Here is a 21,533-nt window from a genome sequence, read left to right as displayed (position 1 = left end):
ACGCCGGTCGGGACGGATCGCTCAGTCCGGCACGAAGCTGTAGAGGTACAGGCCGGCCGAGCCGGCGACGGCCAGGCCCGTGGAGTCCGGCAGCCAGCAGCAGCCGCGGGCCGCGCCTTCGAACCGGATCATCGTGCGGCACTGCCAGATCAGCGGGTCCCAGACCCGCACCGACCCGTCCCCGCCGACCGTCGCGAGCCAGGCGCCGTCCGGGGAGAAGCTCGCCTCCCGCACCGTGTGCGCATGACCGTGCAGGACAGCCAGCGCCCGCCCGGTCGCGACTTCCCAGACCCGCACGGTGTGGTCCGCGCCGGTCGAGACCAGGACGCGGCCCGCCGGGTCGGTGGTCAGCCCGAGCACCGGGTCGGTGTGGCCGGGCAGCGAGGCGCGCTGCTCGAGGGTCGCCACGTCCCAGATCCGCACGGTGGCGTCGTCCCCGCCGGAGGCGAGCCAGGTGCCGTCCGGACCGGCGACGCAGGCCTGCACCCCCTCGGTGTGGCCGGCGAAGGTGGCCATCCACTCCCCGGACTCGGTGTCCCACAGCCGCACCGAGCCGTCCTCGCAGCCGCCGGCCACCCAGGAGCCGTCCGCGGAGACGGTGAAGCCGAGGATCGCCACGTCGGCGGTCAGCACGGCGCGGACGACGCCGGTGGCGGGCTCCCACAGCCGCAGCGCGGTCGGCTGCGCCGACACCACGACCCAGCGCCCGCCGGGGCCGGCCCGGCAGCCGCGGGCCGGGCCGGGCAGGCCCGCCATCGCCGCGCCCGGCTCGCCGGTGACCGGGTCCCAGGCCGTGACGGTGCCGTCGTCGCTGGAGGAGACCACCAGGCCGCCGGCCACGACGGCGCAGCCGCGGGCCCCCTCGTTGCGCCCCGCGGTCGACGGGCGCGGCAGGTCGCTGCCGGTGCTCCAGACCCGGATCGTGCCGTAGCGCCCGGCGGAGGCGATCCAGGAGCCGTCCGGGGCGACGACGCAGGCCCGCGTCCCGGTGGCCCCGGTGAGCTCGGCCCGCTGGCCGCCGGTGGGGAGATCCCGGACGGAGATCGCGTCCCCGGCCGGCGCCACCAGGTAGGAGCCGTCCGGGGCGACCGCGCAGGCCCGTACGGGGCGGCTGCCGTCGCTGAGCACCCCGGTCTGGCGGCCGGCGGCGGTGTCCCAGCGACGCAGCGTGCCGTCCTCGCCCGCCGAGACCAGCCAGGAGCCGTCCGGGCCGAACGCCAGCGCAAGCACCGGACCGGCGTGACCGGCCAGCCGCCGGAGGATCTCGCCGGTCAGCGGGTCGTGCAGCCGGATGGTCCCGTCCTCGCCGCCGGTCGCGACGACGGCTCCGCCTGGCCCGGTGGCGCAGCAGCGCAGCCGCCCGCCGGTGACCGGTACCGCGAGCCTCGGCGTGCCGGTGGTGGCGTCCCAGGTCCGCAACGAGCCGTCGTCGCCGACGGTGATCACACCGGTGCCGTCGGCCGTCACCGCGCAGCCGTTCACCGGGCCGTCGTGCCCGCGCAGGACAAGCCGCGCCACCGGGTCGACCCCCTCGGGATCCCGGCCCCGCCGCTCCCCGGTGTCGCCGGGATCACCCGGCTCGGGGTCGTCCAGGTCGCCGCGGACATCGTCACCACGGACATCGTCACCACGGACATCGTCGCCGGGGACGTCCCAGATCCGGGCGGTGCCGTCCTCGCCGGCCGAGACGAGCCAGCCGCTGCCGGGCGCGGCCGCGACGCCGAGCACCTGGCCGATGTGGCCGGTGAGCACCGAGCGCGCCGTGCCCGCGCCGACCGTCCAGGTGCGGACGGTGCCGTCCATGCCGGCGGAGGCCAGCCACGACCCGTCCGGGGCGACGGCCAGCGCGAGGACCTGGCGGTGGTGGCCGGCCAGCACCCGGCGCAGCGCGGGGTGCGGCTGGTCGGGCAGCGTCCACCGGTTGACCAGCCGTGGCCCGCTCAGCCGCCGGGCCAACGCGGCGCGGGCCGGTTCGAGCGCGCGGATGCCGTCGAGCCGGCTCAGCAGGGTCGTGCCCAGCGCCTCTGCGGGCTCGGTGGGGCCGAGCAGGTGCGCGTTCTGCCCGAGCGCCCGGCTCAGCGCGGGCAGCACCGGGTCGTCCGGCCGCACCCTGCCGGCGACGGCCAGGTCGGCCTCGACCGCCACCGGCCCGAGCCGGGCGACGGAGAGCTTCCCGACCGTCCAGCGCAGGTCCCCGAGCAGCACGGCGAGCTCGTCGTGCCGGCCGGCGCCGGCCAGGTGCCGGGCGAGATGCTCCCAGAGGTAGCCGGCCCGCTCCGGCGCCGTCCACCACGGGGCACGCACCCCGCCGGCCGGCTCGGACCCGCCGGCCGGCTCGGAGCCGGCCGGGCCGCCGCGGCCGCCCCGGCCGGCCGGGGCGTCAGCACCGGCCGGGTCGTCAGCACCGCCAGCGCCGCCGGTGATCATGCCGGCGAGCGCGTCGCACAGGACGCCGTCCAGCTCGCGCAGGCGCTCCGCCCCGACCCGGGCCCGCAGGTAGGTCCGCAGGACGTCCTGCAGCACCAGCGACGGCGGGTCCCGCCGGTAGGCCACAACGAGGGAAAGGTCGGCGAACTCCTGGCACAGGTCGTCGACCTCGTCGGGGTCGAGATCGCCGGTCGCCGCCCAGTAGGCCTCCAGGACGTCCCGCGGGATCTCCACGTCCTCGCCGAAGACGGCCAGCTCGAGATACTGGTCGAGCCGGTCGCCGGTGAGCAGGCCCAGGCTCGCCGACAGCGTCGCCTCGACGGCGAGCGTCCGTTCCTCGACCCGGCTGACGTCCAGTGCGGTCGGGCCGCGCCGCTCCAGCCGGCGCAGCACCCGCTCGGCCGCGCGGGGCACCGACATGCCGTCCCGAGTCTGGCGGACGACCGCCCGGTTGACCAGCGCGAGCAGCACCGGCCAGCGGCCGGTGACCACCAGCAGCCGGCGCAGGACGGCGTCGGGCAGCGGCGCGGGGACATCCCTGGTCAGCAGGCTGACCGCCTCGCCGTCGGCCATCGCGGGCACCTGGACGACGTCGGCGTCCGGCGGCAGGCCGCGCATCCGTGTGGTGATCAGGCGGACGCAGCCCGGCCCGCCCTGCAGGAACGGGCGCAGCTGGGCGCGCCGCCACACGTCGTCCAGGACGAGCAGCCGAGGCTCGGCGCCGAGCAGCTCACCGAGGCGGAACCCGGCCTGCTCGGGGTCCGACAGCGTCGGGCGGACCCCGGACAGCGCCTCGCTCAGGTCGTTGATCCGGTCGGCCAGGTGCGCCCCGGCCAGCGACTCGCCGAGGGTCACCCACAGCACCCCGCCGCCGAACCGGCGGGCGATCCGCGTGCTGCCGCACACGGCCGCGGCCAGCGTCGTCTTCCCGAAGCCGCCGGCGCCCGCGAGCACGACGGGGCGCGGGACGACCTCGGCGCCGATCGGGGGGTCCGAGGGGGCCGGGGCGTCCGGGGCGTCCGGGGCGCTCGCGGGCGGCAGCAGCCGGCGCAGCACAGCCTCGGTGAGCTCCGGGCGCTCCACCAGCCCCCGGACGGCCGGCACCATCCAGGGGCGGCGCAGCCATCCACCGCCAGGGCCCAGACCCGGGACGAGGACGGGCCGCGGGCCCGGGGGGCCCGGGGGGACGTCGCCGAACCCGGGCAGCGTGCGGGTCGCCCGCCGCTCGCTGTCCCGCAGCTTGACCAGGGCGTCGAGCACGGCGGTCTCCAGCCGGCCGTCCCGGAACCCGGCGACGATGGTGCCGCCGTCCCGCAGCCGCGCCCGGAAGGCCTCCTGCCGCTCGCCGTAGGCGGGGTCGACGAACTCGCGGAAGGGGACCTCCGCGTCGTCCTCGAGGAGGAACACCAGGCGGGGCATGCCCGCCTCGGTGGCCGCCTGGAACTCGAGCTCGGTGTAGGAAAGGTGCGGCAGCTCCCGGACGGGCGACCCGTAGCGGAACCCGATGAGACCGATGTAGACGTCGCTCTCCTGGACCTGCCGGACGCAGAACTCGGCCGGGTTGTCGGCGCGCGCGCCGAAGTACTCCATGTCGACGACGCGGTCACCGGCCAGCGCGACGGCGCGCTCGGCGGCGGCCACGAACGACCGGTCCCGCGGGAAACGCCGCAGCTCGGCGGTGTGGCTGAGGAAGATCACCCGGCGGCGGTCCGGGCCGCGCGGATCTCCCGCCCACGGGGCGACCACCCCCGCGGGCCACATCCCGGGCTCGCCCCGCAGCTCGACCGGACCCCCCGCCACCACGTCCGGCGCGGCGGGCACAGCGAGGCTGCCGGGCGGTTCGGACGGCAGCCGCTCCTGCACAGACACATCCGGCAAATTACCGGATCACCTCCGACAGGGCGCGCCGACGCTTCGGCGGCGCCGCCCGGGTCGGCGCCGGTCGTCACCCGAAACCGCGCGCGTGCCGGAAGAACTCCGTCGATCAGGTAATAAGGACCAGTGGACATCACCCCGGCCGCCGAACCCGCCGCCGCGCCCGCGCTCGCGCCGGACGCCGTACCGGTCGTCCCCGACCTCGACCACGAGGCCATGACGGCCGCGCGCCACCGGCAGGGCCTGCTCACCAAACCGCCGGGCGCCCTGGGCCGCCTCGAGGACCTGTCGGTCTGGATCGCCGGCGCGCAGGGCACCTGCCCGCCGCGGCCGTTGCGCCGGGTCCGGGTGGTGGTCATCGCCGGGGACCACGGCATCGCCACGGCCGGCGTGTCCGCGTTCCCGTCCGAGGTGACCGCGCAGATGGTCGCGAACTTCGCCGCCGGCGGCGCGGCCGTCAACGTGCTGGCCCGCCAGGTCGGCGCGTCGGTGCGGGTGGTGGACGTCGCCGTCGACACCCCCGTGCCCACCACGGCGGGCGGGGCGGACGGCAGCGCGCCTCCCGAGCGGTACCGGGTCCGGCGCGGGAGCGGGCGGATCGACCGGACCGACGCACTCACCGCCGCCGAGGTCGACGCCGCCTTCGCCGTCGGCCGGCTGATCGCCGACGAGGAGATCGACGCCGGCGCCGACCTGCTCGTCCCCGGCGAGATGGGCATCGGCAACACCACGCCCGCCGCCGCCGTGGTGGGCACGCTGCTCGACCGCGAGCCGATCGAGGTCGTCGGCCGCGGCACCGGCATCGACGACGAGCGCTGGATGCTCAAGACGGCCGCGATCCGGGACGCGATGCGCCGCGCCCGGCCGTACGCCGGCAACGCGCGCTCTGTTCTGCGGGTCGCCGGTGGGGCGGATCTCGCCGCGCTCGCCGGCCTCCTCGTCCAGGCCGGGGTGCGGCGCACGCCCGTCGTGCTCGACGGCGTGATCGTCTGCGCGGCGGCGCTGGCCGCCGAGATGATCGCGCCCGGGGCGAAGCGGTGGTGGGTGGCGGGGACCCGTTCCACCGAGCCGGCGCAGCGCCTCGTCCTCGACCACCTCGGGCTGGAGCCGCTCCTGGACGCCGGCCTGCGGCTCGGGGAGGGCACCGGCGCGCTGCTGGCCGTCCCGATGCTGACGGCCGCGCAGGCCACGCTGGCCGAGATGGCGACGTTCGACCAGGCCGGGGTGAGCGCCAAAGAGCCGGCCGCGCCCGACACCGACACCGACGAGCCGGGCGGCACCGGATCTGCCGAGAGCGGACCTGCCGGTGCCGGGCCACGCGATGACGGCACCGCCGCCGGCGCGCCGTGACCCATGAAACGTAGCGCGCAGGCCCCGTCCTTCAGCGCGGGGTTAGCGCGTCAACTCCGCCGTCAAGGTGACAGCCGAATGATGTATTCTGTCAGTTGTGGGGATTCGGGGTCGGGTTGTGAAGCGGGCCTACAGGTACCGCTTCTACCCGACTGTCGAGCAGGCCGAGCAGTTGGCGAGAACGTTCGGCTGTGTGCGCTACGTGTACAACCGGGCGTTGGCGGAGCGGCACCGGGTCTGGTTCCAGGAGCAGCGCCGGGTCACGCATGCCGAGACGGACAAGATGCTGACGGCGTGGAAACGCGACCCGGAAACGGCGTGGCTGGCCGAGCCGTCGAAGGGGCCGTTGCAGGCGACGCTGCGGCATCTGCAGACCGCCTACGTGAACTTCTGGGAGAAGCGGGCCGGTTACCCGTCCTTCAAGAAGAAGGGCAGGACCCTCGACTCGGCGACCTACTTCCGGAACTGCTTCAGTTTCCGCGACGGGCAGGTCAGGCTGGCGAAACAGGATCTGCCGTTGGACATCGCCTGGTCGCGTCCGCTGCCCGAGGGTGCGGCGCCGTCCCAGGTGACGGTGTCGCGTAACACCCGCGGCCAGTACCACATCTCGATCCTGGTCGAGGAGACCATCAGCAGCCTGCCTCCGTCGCCGGCACAGGTGGGGGTCGATGCGGGTGTCACGTCCCTGGTTGCCTTGTCGACGGGCGAGAAGGTGACCAACCCGTGGCACGAGCGGGCTGACCGTGCCCGGCTCGCCCGCGCGCAGCGGGAACTGTCCCGTAAACGGAAGGGTTCGGCGAACCGGGCCAGGTCCCGGCTCACCGTGGCGCGTATCCACGGGCGGATCGCCGACCGGCGCCGGGATCATCTGCACAAGCTGTCCACGAGGATCATCCGCGAGAACCAAACGGTGGTCATCGAGGACCTGGCGGTCCGCACCATGGTCCGTAACCATTCGCTGGCACAGGCGATTTCCGACGCTTCCTGGTCGGAGCTACGGCGGATGTTGGAGTACAAGGCCGACTGGTATGGCCGCACGGTGATCGCGGTCGACCGTTTCTACCCGAGCAGCAGGACCTGCTCGGCCTGTGGGTCGATCGTCGAGAAGCTGCCGTTGAACGTACGGGAGTGGGAGTGCCGCTGCGGCGCGCACCACGACCGGGATGTCAACGCTGCGAAGAACATTCTGGCCGCGGGGCTCGCGGTGTCTGCCTGTGGAGACGGAGTGAGACCACCTCGCTCCTAGAACGAGGAGGCGTCCGTTGGTGAAGCAGGAACCTGTATCGCAAGGTACGGGAATCCCCGGCCTTCAGGCCGGGGAGGATGTCAACGGCTGATGATCGAGGCGCGCGCGGCCTTCACCCTGCTCACCGTGCTGCCCGTCCGCGGCCCGGAACGCCTGGACCGGACGGTCGCCGGGCGCGCCATGGCCCTCGCCCCGCTGGTCGGCCTGGTGCTCGGACTCGTCAGCGCGCTGCTGGTGGTGACGACGCGCATCGTCACGAAGGTCCCGCACGAGCGCCCCCAGACCATGCTGCCCGCCGTGCTCGGGGTGACGCTGCTGGCCCTGCTCACCCGCGGCCTGCACCTCGACGGCCTGGCCGACGTGGGGGACGCGTTCGGCGTCCGCGGCGGGCGGGAGCGGGCGCTGGCCGTGATGCGGGAGTCGACGATCGGCGCGTTCGGGGCGATCACCGTCCTGTTCGTCGTCCTCGTCCAGGTGAGCGCGCTCAGCATCGCGATCACCGCCCACCGGGGGACCGTCTCGATCCTCGTCGCGGCGATGGCCGGCCGCCTCGCGGCCACGCTGTCCTGCGTCGAGGGCATCCCCTCCGCCCGACCGGACGGGCTCGGCGCCCTGGTCGCCGGCTCCGTGCGGCGCCGGGACGCGGTGCTGGCCACGGTGGGCGTCCTCGTCGTCGCGGGACTGGCCGGCCGGCTCGACTACGACGGCGGCGACACCGGCCGGGCCGTCCGCGCGATCATCGCCGTCGCCGTGGGGGTCGCCGTCTCCATCGCGCTACGGCGCTGGTTGGTGCGCCGCTTCGGCGGCATCACCGGGGACACCCTCGGCGCCACGATCGAGATCACGTCCATGGTGACCCTGCTGACGATGGCGTCGACTATCCCGAATCCGGTCCTGCACTCCCTCGGCCTCGACTAGTACCAAGCTGGAGACCGGCCGGGCAAACGCCGGATTCGTCCTGCCCGAGGACCGTGCCGCCCTGCTGGACTTCGCCGAGCCGGAACGCGTGACCGGGTGACACGGCCCGTCACCCGCTGACGCGAGCCGCCGGCGTCACCTGGGCGAGGCGGAGACGAACGGCGGGCGGACGACCGTCATCGTCGAGACGCGGCCGCGCACGTCCACCGCCACCTCGTCGCCGGCGGTCACTGAGCGGTCGAGCAGGGCAAGGCCGATGCCCTGCCGCAGGGTCGGGGAGAACGTGCCGCTGGTGACCTCGCCGAGCTCGGCACCATCCGGGCCACTCACCCGCATGTGCGGGCGCGGGATGCCGCGGTCGTTCGAGCGCAGCCCCCACAGCGACCGCGCCGGGCCCGCCGCGCGCTCGGCGAGCAGCGCCTCGCGGCCCCAGAACGCCGGCTTGTCCCAGCCGACGGCCCACCCCGACCGGGCCTGCACCGGGCTGATGGACAGGGAGAGATCCTGGCCGTGCAGCGGGTAGCCCATCTCGGTGCGCAGGGTGTCCCGGGCGCCGAGGCCGCACGGCAGGCCACCGAGGCCGGTCACCACCGTCAGCAGCTCGTCCCAGAGCGGCACCGCGTCCGCCCAGCGCGGCAGGAGCTCGAAGCCCGCCTCGCCGGTGTAGCCGGAGCGGCAGACGATGACGGGCCGCCCCTTCCACTCGGCGTCGGCGAAGCTCATGTAGGCACCGTCGGCGGGCAGGCCGAGCTTGCGCAGCACCTCCGGCGCGGCAGGGCCCTGCACTGCGAGCACCGCGAACTCGGTGTGCAGGTCGGTGACGGCGACGCCGGCGGGCGCCTGCGCGGCGAGCCGCCGGACGACCTCGGCGGTGTTGGCCGCGTTGGGCACGAGGAACACGTTGTCGACGGCGTAGTAGTAAGCGATCAGGTCGTCGACGACGCCGCCGGTCTCGTCGCAGCACAGCGTGTACTGCGCCTGGCCGGGGCCGACCCGCCTCAGGTCGTTGGTCAGGCAGGTGTTGACGAACTCGGCCGCGCCGGGGCCGGCGACCCGGGCCTTGCCCAGGTGGCTGACGTCGAAGATCCCCACCGCGCCGCGGACGGCCGCGTGCTCGGCGAGCACGCCCCGGCCGGCGTACTCGATCGGCATCTCCCACCCGCCGAAGGCGGCCGTCTTGGCGCCCAGCTCGACGTGCCGTTCGTGTAGCGGGGACCGACGCAGCTCTCCCATGCCGGCAGCGTAGCCGCCCGGGACGTCACTTCGGCACGCCGGCAGCGGCCCGGACAGGACCACGTGGCCACGGGCCGGCGGGATGACGGCGCGGTGACGGGGCGATTTCCCGCTGTCCCCTCCGGCCACCGGCAGCCCACCGCCTCGGTGCCACACCAGGCCACAGGTCCCGGGGCCCAATACGCTCGAAGCATGACCGTCACCTCTGCCGCCTCCGCAGCCCTCACCGACCTCGACGTCGACGCCGTCGTGATCGGAATGGCCAAGGGCGACGACGGTCCGGTGCCCCTCGGCGGGACCGGCGCCCTCGACGCGGCGCTCGGCGGCCGGCTGGCCCGGATCCTCGCCGACCTCGGCGCGACCGGAGCCACCGGCGACATCGTCCGCTTCGCCACGCTCGGGACGCTGAAGGCCCCGACCGTGCTCGCGGTCGGCGTCGGGGAGCACGCCGCGTTCACCGCCGGTACCGCCGGAGCGGGTGAGGAAGCGGGCGGTGCCAGCACCAGCACCAGCGCCGACACCGACACCGACACCGAGACGCTGCGCCGCGCGGCCGGCGCCGCCGTCCGCGCGCTCGCCGGCACCGCCCGGGTCGCCTCGACACTCGCGCTCGCCGCCGGCCGGCCGACCGCGTCCACGCTGCGCGCGGCGGCCGAGGGCTCGCTGCTGGGCGCCTACGCGTTCGACAGCCTGCGCACCTCACCGAACGGGCCGGCGCCCGTGCGCGAGCTGGTCCTGACGGTCGAGGACCCGTCCGACCTGGCGGCGGCGGAGGCCGCCCTGGAGCGCGCGACGATCATCGGTGAGGCCGTCACGCTGGTGCGGGACCTGGTGAACACTCCGCCGAGCCACCTCTCGCCGGCCCGGCTGGCCGAGATCGCGGTGGAGCGTGGCGGCGCGGCCGGCGTCGAGGTGACCGTTCTCGACGAGGAGGCGCTCGCCGAGGGCGGTTACGGCGGCCTGCTCGGTGTCGGGCAGGGCTCGGCCAACCCGCCGCGACTGATCCGGCTGCGCTACCAGGGCGCCGCCGGCACCAGGGCAGCCGAGGGCGACCCCGCCTGCACCGACCTGGCCCTGGTCGGCAAGGGCATCACGTTCGACTCCGGCGGCCTGTCACTGAAGCCGCCGGTGTCCATGGAGTGGATGAAGAGCGACATGGCCGGCGCGGCCTCCGTGCTCGCGGCCGTCGTCGCGGCCGCACGGCTGGGCCTGGCGCTCAACGTGACCGGCTGGATGCCGTGCGCGGAGAACATGCCCTCCGGCGACGCCATCCGGCCGTCCGACGTGATCACGCTGCGCGGCGGCAAGCGGGTCGAGGTGCTCAACACCGACGCCGAGGGGCGGCTCGTGCTCGGCGACGCGCTGGCCCGCGCGTCCGAGGACACTCCGGCGCTCGTCGTTGACGTCGCCACCCTCACCGGCGCGCAGATCGTCGCGCTGGGCACCCGCACGAGCGGGGTGATGGGCCGCTCCGAGGCGACCGACGCGGTGGTCGCCGCCGCCGGGCGCGCCGGCGAGACGGTCTGGCCGATGCCGATGCCGCCGGAGCTGCGCAAGAGCCTCGACTCGGTGGTCGCCGACCTGGCGAACGTGGCCCCGGGCGGGAACCGGGACGCGGGCATGCTGCTCGCCGCCCATTTCCTCGCCGCTTTCGTGCCCGAGGAGATCCCCTGGGCGCACGTCGACATCGCCGGCCCGTCCTGGAACGGCGGCGAGCCCTACGGCTACACGCCCAGAGGCGGCACCGGGGCCATCGTGCGCACCCTCGTCCAGCTCGCCGAGGACAGGGCCGCCACCACCCCGTGACGTGCGGCGGCGCCGCCTCAGGACGCCGCGCGACGGGGCGGGTGACACGAACGGACGCCGCGTGATGCGGCACAGTCGGCACAGTCTGTCCAGTCCAACCGCCTCGTCGTGAAAGACTGGGCGGGCCGGAGCGTGTCACCCGGCGGGACGCCCGTCCCGCGGTCGGGTGCCGCCCCGGCGGGGCTCACCGGCCTGGACGACGACCGCGCTCCTGCCGCCGCCAGGCCGTGACCCCACCGTCCGCAAGTCGACGAAGAAGGGACCCCTCGCGTGGCGGACACAGCGGCCGGTCCCGTCGACCTGGTCGTCCTCGGGGGTGGCAGCGGCGGTTACGCCGCGGCGCTGCGCGCCGCCGAGCTCGGCCTGCGGGTCGTCCTGGTGGAGAAGGACAAGCTCGGCGGCACCTGCCTGCACCGCGGCTGCATCCCGACGAAGGCGCTGCTGCACGCGGCGGAGGTCGTCGACACCGTCGCCGCCAGCGAGAGCTTCGGCATCCGGGCCACCCTGGACGGCATCGACATGGCCGGGGTCCGCGCCTACCGCGACTCGGTGGTCGACGGCCTGTACAAGGGCCTGAGCGGACTGGTCCGGGCCCGGGGCATCGAGGTCGTCACGGGCACCGGCCGGCTGGTGTCCCCGACCGCGGTGGCCGTCGGCGACCGGGTGGTCGAGGCCCGGCACGTGCTGCTCGCCACCGGCTCGGCCGCGCGAACGCTACCCGGCCTCGACCTCGACCACCGGACGGTCATCGACAGCGGGGACGCGCTGGCGCTGGAGCACGTCCCGGGGTCGGTGGTGGTGCTCGGCGGCGGGGCGATCGGCTGCGAGTTCGCGTCGGTCTGGCGTTCGTTCGGCGCCGAGGTGACCATTGTCGAGGCGCTGGGCCATCTCGTCCCGGCCGAGGACGAGGCCAGCTCGAAGCTGCTCGAACGCGCGTTCCGCGCCCGGGGCATCGCCCTGCGCCTCGGGGTGCCCCTCGCGGGCGCGAAGACCACCGACCGGGGCGTGACCGTCGTCCTGGAGGACGGGTCCACCGTCGACGCCGAGCTCCTGCTCGTCGCGGTCGGGCGCGGCCCGGTTTCCGCCGGCCTCGGTCTGGACGAGGTCGGCGTCTCGACGGACCGCGGCCATGTCCTCGTCGACACGCACCTGCGGACGAACATCCCCACGGTCTCGGCCCTCGGGGACGTCCGGCCCGGGCCACAACTGGCCCACGTCGCGTTCGCCGAGGGCATCCTCTCGGCCGAGCTGCTCGCCGGGCTCGACCCGGTACCGGTCGACTACGACAACGTCCCGCGGGTCACCTACTCCCATCCCGAGGTGGCGTCCGTGGGTCTGACCGCGGCCGCCGCCCGGGAACGCCACGGGGAGATCAACACCGCCACGTACCACCTGGCGGGCAACGGAAAGGCACGGATCCTGCGCTCCGCGGGCGCGGTGACCGTGGTCTCGGCTGCGGACGGCCCGGTCGTCGGCGTCCACATGGTGGGCGACCGGGTCGGCGAGCTCATCGCCGAGGCCCAGCTCATCACCAACTGGGAGGCATACCCCGCCGACGTGGCCCAGCTCCTCCATCCGCACCCGACCCTCTCCGAGGCGCTCGGCGAGGCGCACCTCGCTCTCGCCGGCAAGCCACTGCACGTCCACAGCTAGCCCGCGGTGCCCGCGTCCGCCCCGCCCGGCCCGACCGGGTGTGGTGGGGAGGGCGCCGGGCGCGACGAAGGAGTCGTTGTCAGCATGTCAGTATCCGTCACGATGCCCCGCCTCGGGGAGAGCGTCTCCGAGGGGACGGTCACCCGCTGGCTGAAGAAGGAAGGCGAGCGGGTCGAGGCCGACGAGCCGCTCCTCGAGGTCAGCACCGACAAGGTCGACACCGAGATCCCCGCGCCGGCCTCCGGCGTGCTCGGCTCGATCAAGGTCGCCGAGGACGAGACCGTCGAGGTCGGCGTCGAGCTGGCTGTCATCGAGGACGGCGCCGCGGGTGCCGGCGCGGCGGCCGCGCCCGCCGAGGCCCCCGCCGCGGCCCCGGAGCCTCCGCCGGCGCCTGCCGCCGCCGCGCCGCCCCCGCCGCCTGCTCCCCCCGCTCCGTCGGCGCCGGCGCCCGCTCCCGCGGCGGCACCGCCTCCGCCGCCGGCTCCCGCCACGCCGGTGCCCGCGCAGGCCCCGGTCGCCGCCCCGGACGCCGCCGCCGACGGTCTCGGCCGGTACGTGACGCCGCTGGTCCGCAAGATGGCCGCGGAGCTGGGCGTCGACCTCGGCTCGGTCACCGGCAGCGGCCCGGGTGGACGCATCACCAAGCAGGACATCCAGGACGCGGCGAAGTCCCGCGGCTCCGCGCCGGCCGCGGCTCCCAGCGCCCCCGCCGCTCCGGCTGTGCCGGCCGCTCCCGCCCCGGCGCAGGCCCCCGCGGCGCCCGCGGCCGCCCGGCCGGCTCCCGCCGCCGCGCCGACCGCGTCCACCGCGCCCCGTGGCCGCACCGAGAAGCTGACCCGGCTGCGCTCGCTGGTCGCCCGTCGGATGGTCGAGTCGCTGCAGGTCAGCGCGCAGCTCACCACCGTCGTGGAGGCCGACGTCACGCGGATCGCGAAGCTGCGCGAGCGGGCCAAGGCGAACTTCCAGGCCCGCGAGGGCGTGAAGCTGTCGTTCCTGCCGTTCTTCGCGGTGGCCGCGTGCGAGGCACTGCGCGAGCACCCGGGGATCAACTCCAGCATCGACCTGGAGGCGGGCACGGTCACCTACCACGACTCGGAGAACCTCGGCATCGCCGTCGACACCGACCGTGGCCTGGTCGTCCCGGTGATCCACAACGCCAGCGACCTGAACCTCAGCGGGATGGCCCGCAAGATCGACGAGCTGGCCGCGCGGACCCGCGCCAACCAGGTGTCCCCGGACGACCTGGGCGGTGGCACCTTCACGCTGACCAACACCGGCAGCCGCGGCGCCCTGTTCGACACCCCGATCATCAACCAGCCGCAGGTGGCGATCCTGGGCACCGGGTCGGTCGTGAAGCGCCCGGCCGTCGTCACCGATCCCGAGCTCGGCGAGGTGATCGCCATCCGGTCGAAGGTCTACCTGGCCCTCACCTACGACCACCGGATCGTGGATGGCGCCGACGCGGCCCGGTTCCTCACCGCGATCGCCAGCCGTCTCGAGGAAGGCGCCTTCGAGGCCGAGCTCGGGCTGTAGCCACGAGTTCGGCGCTGTAGGCACAGGCAGGCAGGCAGGGCCGGCGGCGGTCGGGTGGGTCCGTGGACCCACCCGACCGCCGCTGTCGTTCGCGGGGAGACACGCCGGGCCTGGTGCGGGAGAACATGCCGCGCCGGCGCCCGAAACCCGGCCGCCCCGTCCGCCCCGCCTGCCCGGTCCGGCGGCCGGCGCGGTCCGGCGGCGCAGGTGGCCGCGGCCGGCTAGGGTGACGTCCGGGCCCCGGGGTCGCCGTGCCACGGACTCCAGGTCCAGGAGGGTCGGATGGGGGTCCCGGACGCATGAAGGTCGCCGTCACCGGCTCGTCCGGGCTGATCGGTTCGGCGTTGCTGCCCGCGCTGCGCGGGGACGGCCACGAGGTCGTCACCCTCGTCCGGCGCCCGCCGCGCGCCCCGTCCGAGATCCGCTGGGACCCGGCGGCCGGCACGCTGGACGCCGCCGCCCTGGCCGGCGTGGACGGCGTCGTGAACCTGGCCGGCGCCGGCATCGGCGACCGCCGGTGGACCGCCGCCTACAAGCAGACCCTTCGGACCAGCCGCATCGACGGCACCCGCCTGCTCGCCGAGGCCCTCGCCGGCCTCGACCCGCGCCCGCGGGTCCTGCTCTCCGGCAGCGCCATCGGCTGGTACGGCACGAACGCCGGCTCGGCCGGCGCCGCGCTGGACGAGACGGCCCCGCCCGGCACCGGCTTCCTCGCCGAGCTCGCCCGTGACTGGGAGAACGCGACCACAGCGGCGCAGGAGGCCGGCATCCGGGTCGTCCGGGTGCGCACCGGCATCGTCCTCTCCGGGCGCGGTGGGACCCTCCAACGGCTGCTCCCGATCTTCCGGCGCGGAGCCGGCGGCCGGCTGGGCTCGGGGCGCCAGTGGCTGAGCTGGATCAGCCTGGCCGACACCGTCGACGCGCTGTGCTTCCTCCTCGAGGCCGACGGAGTACGCGGGCCGGTCAACCTGGTGGCGCCCACCCCGGTGACGAACGCGGAGTTCACGTCGGCGCTGGCGCGGACGCTACGGCGCCCGGCCTTCGCCCAGGTACCGCGCTTCGCACTACGCCTGGCCCTGGGCGAGTTCGCCGACGAGGGACCACTCGCCTCCCAGCGGCTCGCGCCGGCCACGCTGGTCGACGCCGGGTTCCGGTTCAACCACTCCGACCTCGCCACCGCGCTGGCCGACGCCGTCCACCGCGACGCCTGAACCGGGCCGCCGGGTCCGGCCGCTCGCTCAGCTGGGGGCCGTCTTGACGCTCTCGGCCTGCCGCCAACCCGCCTCGGTCCGCCACAGGGTGAGATCCTTCGTCTCCGGCGGGCTGGCCGGCTGTTGGGCCAGCACATTGCCCGCCTCGCCGACAAAGTCGTAGGCCCCCACGATCTCGGTGACCCGTAGGACCACCCGGTCGGCTTCCTCCTCACGAACCACGACGTCGACGATCTCGATCCGCACCGGCGTGGAGCGCCCGCTTCGCCGGACCATTTCCCGGATCGATGTCCGGTCCGACTCCAGGACGGCGCTGCCGGGCGCGTCCGCGAGGTCGAGGGCGGTCTCGTCCGCCCGCTCGAAGGCCTTGCTGCGGGCGGTGTTGAGCTCGTCGAGCACGGCTCGCCACACCTGTTCCGGGGTCTGCCCGTTGACGGGGCTCGCGGTCGGGTCCGCGCGGGCGGTGTTCCCGGTGGGCACGGGCTGACCGGTGGCGTCCGACCCGGAGTCATGGGCCAGCAGGAGCGCGGCGATGGCGACGATCACCAGACCGACGCCCGCGAGCACCGGGAACAACACGGGGTGCCGCCGCCGGCCGCCGGCCCGCTCCCCCGCTGCCCGGCGTGCCCTGGCCGCGCGCGGTGCCGGGGAGCGGGTGGTGCCCCGGGCGCGGGCGGGCGCCGCGGCCCGGCCGGCCCGGCCGGCGCGGCGGCGGGTGCCGGCCCGGTCGTGGTTCACCGGTCGCAGCGAGCCCACCAGGTCGGCTGGTTCGGCCGGTGCGGTCCGCCCGTCATGCGGAGGCCGGATGCCCTCGGCGTCGGCCTCCCTGGGCGGTGGTGGCTCGTCGTCCTCGTCCGGGATCACCTGACCGGTCGCGAGGTACAGACCGTAGGGATCATCCCGACCGGCGGGCCGTGGGGTTTCCGGTGGGCCGGCCGCGGAGCCCGGGTCGCCCTCGAAGCCCCGGTCGCCCGTGGCCGGGTCGCCCGGCCCCGCCACGTCCTCGGCTGCCGACCACGGGTCCGGGTGGCCGCTGTCGCCGGCCTCGCCCCGGAGACTCTCGTCGGGATCCAGCAGGTCGCCCTGGTCGACCGGGGCGGCGTTCCCGCCGTCCGCGGGCCGGCCGGGCTCCGGGTCGACCTCGACAACCCCTGCTGCCCCGGATGGCACGTCCGTCATCCGGACGGGAAGTGGCGTGGCGCTGCGGGCCAGTCCGGCCGCGAGCTCGGCGGCCGAGGGCCGGCGGCGCGGGTCGTCCACCAGGGCCATCGCGACCGCGACGGCGACCGCGGCGGCATCGGGCCCCGTCGCCTGGCGCATCGCGCCGAGCAGGAGGTCGGCGAGGTCGTGCACGTCCTCCGAGGCAGACACGCCCGGGTCGGTGAGGGCCGCGATGCCGGCGCCGGTGAGAACCGGCCGCCCGTTCGGCTCGAGGAGAATGTCCAGGGCGGTCAGCCCGCCGTGGTGCAGACCGGCCGCGTGCACCTCGGCCAGCGCCTGCGCCGCGGGTAGGCCGATGGTGACGACCTCGCCCGGGTCGAGCCGACCCCGCGCGCCGAGCAGCCGGGACAGGCTGACCGCCTCGTGCACCGGCTCGGTGACCACGGCCAGGCCGTCGGGTGTGCGGATCACGTCCACCACGGAGGCCAGGTGCGGATGGCGGATGCCGAGCAGCAGCTGGGCCTCGTCGAAGGCCTCGGCGCGCAGCAGCGAGTCGGCCGGTAACCGAACGTAGCGGATGGTCACGTCCATCCCGAGCCGCTCGATCCGGCCGGCCCAGACCTCGCCGGCGCCGGCGTCGTATCGGCGGCCGTGCAGGAGGATTCCCGGCACGACGGGCTCGCCGCCGTGCCGCCCCAGCCGATCGCCGGAATCGTCGGTGAAGGTCACGAACGTCGACGCTAGGCGGATCCGACCACCTCTGCAGGACTCTTTCCCCTGCTGTGGATAACTTCCTCTCGAGCGGCGGCGGCGCGCCGCCGGGCGCGGACGGGCGCCCCGGGACGCTTCCGGGGCCGGTCAACCAGGAGTCATCTGTGCAGATCCTCGCGACGAGCGGCGGCTTCCGGCCCGACGGGCGGTGGGGCGCCCGGGTCGGACCACTGCTGGATCACGCGATCGAGCTCGCCGCCCCCGCCGGACGTCCCAGGCTGTGCCTGTTGCAGACCGCCCTGGGCGACGACCAGGCCGCCTACGCCCGCGGGTACGCGGCGCTGAGCCGGGACCGGCCGGACGTCGTGGTCTCCCACCTTGCGCTGTTCCCGATGCCCAACGTCGCCGACGTCCGGGCCCACCTGCTCGCGCAGGACGTCGTCTGGGTCGGCGGCGGCAGCGTGGCCAACCTGCTGGCCGTGTGGCGGGCGCACGGCCTGGACCGGATCATGCGCGAGGTGTGGGAGGCCGGGGTCGTGCTGGGCGGGGTCTCCGCCGGCTCGCTGTGCTGGCACACCGGCGGCACCACCGACTCGTTCGGCCCCGACCTGCGCCCGGTGACGAACGGGCTGGGCCTGTTGCCGCACAGCAACACCCCACACTACGACTCCGAGCCCGCGCGCCGGCCGCTCTACCAGCGCCTCGTCGCCGAGGGGACGCTGCCCGCCGGGTGGGCGACCGACGACGGCGCCGGCCTGCACTTCCGCGGCACCGAGCTCGTCGAGGCGGTGGCCGACCGGCCGGACGCCCACGCCTGGCGGGTCAAGCCGGGCCCGGCCGGGACGGCCGTCGAGACCCGGGTCCCGGCCAGGCTCCTCCCCGATCCGCGGACCGCGGCGGACCAGGCGCCGTAGCCGCGGCGATCCGGCTCCTGACAGCTCCCGACGGGTCCCCATGTGGCCCTGCTGCCCCGGCCCGCGGGCGTACGCTCGGGACGTGGATGTCCTCCGGTTGGGTGTCGTTCCCTATCGCGAGGCCTGGGAGATGCAGCGGGCCCTGGCCGATGACCGCCGCCACGGACGCGGCTCCGACACGCTGATCCTGCTGGAACACCCCGACGTCTACACGGCGGGCCGGCGGACGGGCGCGGGTGACCGCCCGGTCGACGGGACGGAGGTCGTCGACGTCGACCGCGGCGGCGGCATCACCTGGCACGGCCCGGGGCAGCTGGTCGGCTACCCGATCGTGCGGCTCCCGATGCCGCTGGACGTCGTGGCCTACGTACGGGCACTGGAGGCCGGCCTGATGGCGGCCTGCGCCGAGTTCGGTCTCGAGACCCGGCGGGTCGAGGGGCGCACGGGCGTGTGGACGTCCGACGGCCTGCGCAAGCTCGCCGCCATCGGGGTCCGGGTGAGCTGGAAGGTCACCAACCACGGTTTCGCGCTGAACTGCGATCCCGCGCTCTCCGCGTTCGGCCGGATCGTCCCGTGCGGGATCTCGGACGCCGGCGTGACCAGCCTGAGCCGGGAGCTGGGCCGTCCGCTGCCGGTGGCCGAGGCCCGCCCGGTGGTCGAACGGCACATGCTCACCGCGCTCGCCGACTACCTGGCCGCGGGCCTGGCCGCCGAGGCCGGCCGCCGGCCGGCAGGCGCGGAGGACAGCGCGGGCAAGGTGGCCGGCACGGCCACGGCGGGCACCGCGGCCACGGCGGCCACGGCAGCCACGGCGGGAACGTCCGACACGGATCTGATCGGCGCGGGGCTCGCCGGCGGGAAGGTTCACCGATGACCGCGGTCGCTCCCGAAGGCCGGCCGCTGCTGCGGCTGGAGGCGCGCAACGCGCAGACGCCGATCGAGCGCAAGCCGCCGTGGATCCGCACCCGGATGCGCACCGGCCCCGAGTACACCGACGTGCGCAACCTGGTCCGCGGGGCCGGCCTGCACACGGTGTGCGAGGAGGCCGGCTGCCCGAACATCTACGAGTGCTGGGAGGACCGCGAGGCCACCTTCCTGATCGGCGGGGACGTCTGCACCCGCCGCTGCGACTTCTGCCAGATCGACACCGGCCGCCCGACCCCGCTGGACGTCGACGAGCCGCGCCGGGTGGCCGAGTCGGTGGCGACCATGGGCCTGCGCTACGCCACGGTGACCGGTGTCGCCCGCGACGACCTGCCCGACGGCGGGGCGTGGCTGTACGCCGAGACCGTCCGGCAGATCCACGCAGGGTCGCCGGGCACCGGGGTCGAGGTGCTGATCCCGGACTTCGGCGGCCGTCCCGAGCAGCTCGGCGAGGTCTTCGCCGCCGAGCCGGAGGTGCTCGCGCACAACGTGGAGACGGTTCCGCGGATCTTCCGCCGGATCCGGCCGGGGTTCCGCTACGAGCGCTCGCTGGACGTCCTGGCCCAGGCCAGGGCGGCCGGCCTGGTGACCAAGTCGAACCTGATCCTCGGGCTCGGTGAGACCGACGACGAGGTCTCCGAGGCTATGACCGCGCTACACGAGGCCGGCTGCGACCTACTCACCGTCACGCAGTACCTGCGGCCGACCCCCCGCCATCACCCGGTGGAGCGCTGGGTGCGACCCGAGGAGTTCGTGGAGTGGGAGCGGCGCGCCACCGGCATCGGCTTCGCCGGTGTGCTGTCCGGTCCGCTCGTCCGGTCGTCGTACCGCGCCGGACGCCTGTACCGCCAGGCAGTCACCGTACGTAGTAATACTGCCACCGTAGAGGCTGATCTGCCCGAAAGTGTGTCCGACGACTCTCACGCCAGGTGATGACTCGACTGGTGGCGACTACCGCGAGCGACTAAGCTCGGCTCTGCGTCACACGGCAGTCACGAGATTCGCCGTTGCGCGGGGGTCGTCGCCACCTTGCGGACATCGCGGCGACATCTGCGCCCTTCACACTCGGTGCTGTTCCGGCGGGAGCTCCTCCCGCCTCGGGCGCCACGACCGCGTCGGGAGGTCGTCGACACCGTGTTCCGCTCACTCCTCAGCGCACTCGAGGAACTGACTCTTCTCGTCCTGCCCCATGGCGGGCAGCGCACCGCGCGCCACAACGCCTGGCGCGCCGCCACCGACCTGCACGTCACCACCGGCTACCGCTGGGTCGACCAGATCTCCGTGTCCGCACTCGGACCCTCCCCCGCCCCGCCGCCCGCGCCGCCGCCGGCCCGGGCCACGTTCCCCGTCCCGCGGATCTCGGCGCCACGGGTCTCGCCGGTGCTCTCACGGGCGGCGGCCGCCGCCCGTTCCTGACCTCCGTTACCGGAGCAGTCGCCAGGCACCCCGTTCGAGGCCGTAGGCTCGCGTCTATGGCGCTGCGGAAGAAGCCGGCCGGAGCCGGCGGGGAGCCGGTGCTCGCGGCCGCGGGTGGAAGCGGAACGACGGGTGGCGGGGCCGCCCGCCGGCCGGGCGGAACGGGTGCGGCCGGGTCACGCGCGGGCGCGCGCGGGGGTGCCCAGAAGGCTGGGGACCCGAAGGCGGGCGGGCCGGCCGGCGGCGCCCCCAAGGGTGGATCCCCGAAGGGCGGTGGCAAGGCCCGCCGGGCCGGTAGGTCCGACCAGGCTGGCCAGAGCGGTCCGTCCGACCCGCCGGCCAAGGCCGGCCGGAACGCGCGGGCCGCTACACCGCCGCCGCCGCCCGCTGGTGGTGGCGGCGAGCCTGGTGGAGCGCGCGGCAGGCTCGCGCAGATCCGCCTCGTATACAAGATCACCAAGCAGCGTGACCCGCGGGTGCTGTGGCTGAGCCTGCTCGGGCTCGCCGGCCCGATCGCGGTCGGCGTCATCCTCGGGGTCTTCGTCGGCCCGCTGTACGTGTGGCTGCCGATCGCGGTGCTGCTCGGGCTGGTCGTCGCGCTGAACGTGTTCAGCCGGCGCGTCCAGAAGACCGCGTACGCCGAGATGGAGGGCAAGCCGGGCGCCGCCGCCGGCGTCGTCGAGCGGATGCGCGGCGACTGGCGGCTCACCCCCGCCGTCGGCGTGAACCGGCATCAGGATGTGGTCCACCGCGTGGTCTGTCGGGCAGGCGTGATCCTGATCGCGGAGGGTCGCGGGCGCGGCCCGCGCGAGCTGCTCGTCGCGGAGAAGCGCCGCATCCGCAAGATCGTCGGCGAGGCGCCACTGCTCGACTACGTCGTCGGGAACGGCGAGGGCGAGATCCCGCTGCCGAAGCTGCAGAGCACGCTCATGCGGCTGCGCCGCGAGCTGCGCAAGCGCGATGTGGACGCCCTCGATCGCAGGCTGAAGGCCGTCAGCGCCCCGGCGCTGCCGATCCCCAAGGGCCCCATCCCGCGGAACATCCCCCGCGGCGGCCGGCTCCGCTGAGCCCGAACCCCGACTGCCCGAACCCCGACCGTCCGGGGCCCGGTTCGCCGGCCCCGGTGCTGCCGGGGTTCCGTCCCGCCGCCGGCAC

Annotated in this window: 15 protein-coding genes; 12 read left to right on the top strand and 3 right to left on the bottom strand. The window is 75.3% G+C overall.

What is annotated here, in order from left to right; genetic code table 11:
* Positions 1 to 21: 21 nt before the first annotated feature.
* A complete protein-coding gene (locus FRANEAN1_RS08760; RefSeq protein WP_347177209.1) occupies positions 22 to 4,296 on the bottom strand; it encodes a DUF4062 domain-containing protein in 4,275 nt (1,424 codons plus the stop codon).
* Positions 4,297 to 4,428: 132 nt separating this feature from the next.
* Between FRANEAN1_RS08760 and cobT the strand changes: the two genes are divergently transcribed.
* The 3 genes from cobT to cobS all read left to right on the top strand — a co-directional run bounded on the left by cobT (position 4,429) and on the right by cobS (position 7,816).
* Positions 4,429 to 5,652: a nicotinate-nucleotide--dimethylbenzimidazole phosphoribosyltransferase gene (cobT, locus tag FRANEAN1_RS08755; protein ID WP_020459394.1), complete on the top strand. Its 1,224-nt coding sequence runs from the start codon at positions 4,429 to 4,431 to the stop codon at positions 5,650 to 5,652.
* 118 nt (positions 5,653 to 5,770) lie between these two features.
* Positions 5,771 to 6,898, top strand: coding sequence for an RNA-guided endonuclease TnpB family protein (locus tag FRANEAN1_RS08750; RefSeq protein ID WP_020459393.1), 1,128 nt, complete (start codon positions 5,771 to 5,773; stop codon positions 6,896 to 6,898).
* A 90-nt stretch (positions 6,899 to 6,988) separates the two neighbouring features.
* On the top strand, positions 6,989 to 7,816 hold the full coding sequence (cobS, locus tag FRANEAN1_RS08745) for an adenosylcobinamide-GDP ribazoletransferase (protein WP_020459392.1): 828 nt from the start codon (positions 6,989 to 6,991) through the stop codon (positions 7,814 to 7,816).
* A 135-nt stretch (positions 7,817 to 7,951) separates the two neighbouring features.
* On the opposite strand, the gene gcvT is transcribed toward cobS, so the two are convergent.
* On the bottom strand, positions 7,952 to 9,049 hold the full coding sequence (gene gcvT, locus FRANEAN1_RS08740) for a glycine cleavage system aminomethyltransferase GcvT (RefSeq protein ID WP_020459391.1): 1,098 nt from the start codon (positions 9,047 to 9,049) through the stop codon (positions 7,952 to 7,954).
* Positions 9,050 to 9,241: 192 nt separating this feature from the next.
* Between gcvT and FRANEAN1_RS08735 the strand changes: the two genes are divergently transcribed.
* From FRANEAN1_RS08735 to FRANEAN1_RS08720, 4 genes are all read left to right on the top strand, one after another.
* On the top strand, positions 9,242 to 10,855 hold the full coding sequence (locus FRANEAN1_RS08735) for a leucyl aminopeptidase (protein ID WP_020459390.1): 1,614 nt from the start codon (positions 9,242 to 9,244) through the stop codon (positions 10,853 to 10,855).
* A gap of 270 nt (positions 10,856 to 11,125) precedes the next feature.
* Positions 11,126 to 12,508, top strand: a complete 1,383-nt coding sequence (gene lpdA / locus FRANEAN1_RS08730) for a dihydrolipoyl dehydrogenase (RefSeq protein ID WP_020459389.1) — start codon at positions 11,126 to 11,128, stop codon at positions 12,506 to 12,508.
* 84 nt (positions 12,509 to 12,592) lie between these two features.
* Positions 12,593 to 14,041 carry a 2-oxoglutarate dehydrogenase, E2 component, dihydrolipoamide succinyltransferase gene (sucB, locus tag FRANEAN1_RS08725; RefSeq protein WP_020459388.1) on the top strand — a complete coding sequence of 483 codons (1,449 nt, stop codon included), beginning with the start codon at positions 12,593 to 12,595 and terminating at the stop codon, positions 14,039 to 14,041.
* A gap of 299 nt (positions 14,042 to 14,340) precedes the next feature.
* Entirely contained in the window at positions 14,341 to 15,252 is a 912-nt protein-coding gene (locus FRANEAN1_RS08720; RefSeq protein WP_020459387.1) for a TIGR01777 family oxidoreductase, read from the top strand.
* A gap of 27 nt (positions 15,253 to 15,279) precedes the next feature.
* On the opposite strand, the gene FRANEAN1_RS08715 is transcribed toward FRANEAN1_RS08720, so the two are convergent.
* Complete coding sequence (locus FRANEAN1_RS08715; protein WP_020459386.1) at positions 15,280 to 17,142, bottom strand: protein kinase; 1,863 nt, start codon at positions 17,140 to 17,142, stop codon at positions 15,280 to 15,282.
* A gap of 146 nt (positions 17,143 to 17,288) precedes the next feature.
* On the opposite strand from FRANEAN1_RS08715, the gene FRANEAN1_RS08710 reads away from it, so the two are divergent.
* From FRANEAN1_RS08710 to FRANEAN1_RS08690, 5 genes are all read left to right on the top strand, one after another.
* Complete coding sequence (locus tag FRANEAN1_RS08710; RefSeq protein WP_198145614.1) at positions 17,289 to 18,038, top strand: peptidase E; 750 nt, start codon at positions 17,289 to 17,291, stop codon at positions 18,036 to 18,038.
* A 40-nt stretch (positions 18,039 to 18,078) separates the two neighbouring features.
* On the top strand, positions 18,079 to 18,912 hold the full coding sequence (lipB, locus tag FRANEAN1_RS08705) for a lipoyl(octanoyl) transferase LipB (RefSeq protein ID WP_020459384.1): 834 nt from the start codon (positions 18,079 to 18,081) through the stop codon (positions 18,910 to 18,912).
* Complete coding sequence (gene lipA / locus FRANEAN1_RS08700) at positions 18,909 to 19,895, top strand: lipoyl synthase (RefSeq protein ID WP_020459383.1); 987 nt, start codon at positions 18,909 to 18,911, stop codon at positions 19,893 to 19,895. The genes lipB and lipA overlap by 4 nt, the downstream gene beginning before the upstream one ends.
* A gap of 201 nt (positions 19,896 to 20,096) precedes the next feature.
* Positions 20,097 to 20,378 carry a hypothetical protein gene (locus FRANEAN1_RS08695; protein ID WP_347177040.1) on the top strand — a complete coding sequence of 94 codons (282 nt, stop codon included), beginning with the start codon at positions 20,097 to 20,099 and terminating at the stop codon, positions 20,376 to 20,378.
* A gap of 56 nt (positions 20,379 to 20,434) precedes the next feature.
* Positions 20,435 to 21,445, top strand: coding sequence for a DUF4191 domain-containing protein (locus FRANEAN1_RS08690; RefSeq protein ID WP_020459381.1), 1,011 nt, complete (start codon positions 20,435 to 20,437; stop codon positions 21,443 to 21,445).
* Positions 21,446 to 21,533 lie beyond the last annotated feature (88 nt).

Origin of the sequence: Parafrankia sp. EAN1pec (assembly GCF_000018005.1) — a bacterium.
Classification (GTDB): Bacteria; Actinomycetota; Actinomycetes; order Frankiales; family Frankiaceae; genus Parafrankia; species Parafrankia soli.
This window is presented reverse-complemented; position numbering and strand designations above follow the sequence as displayed.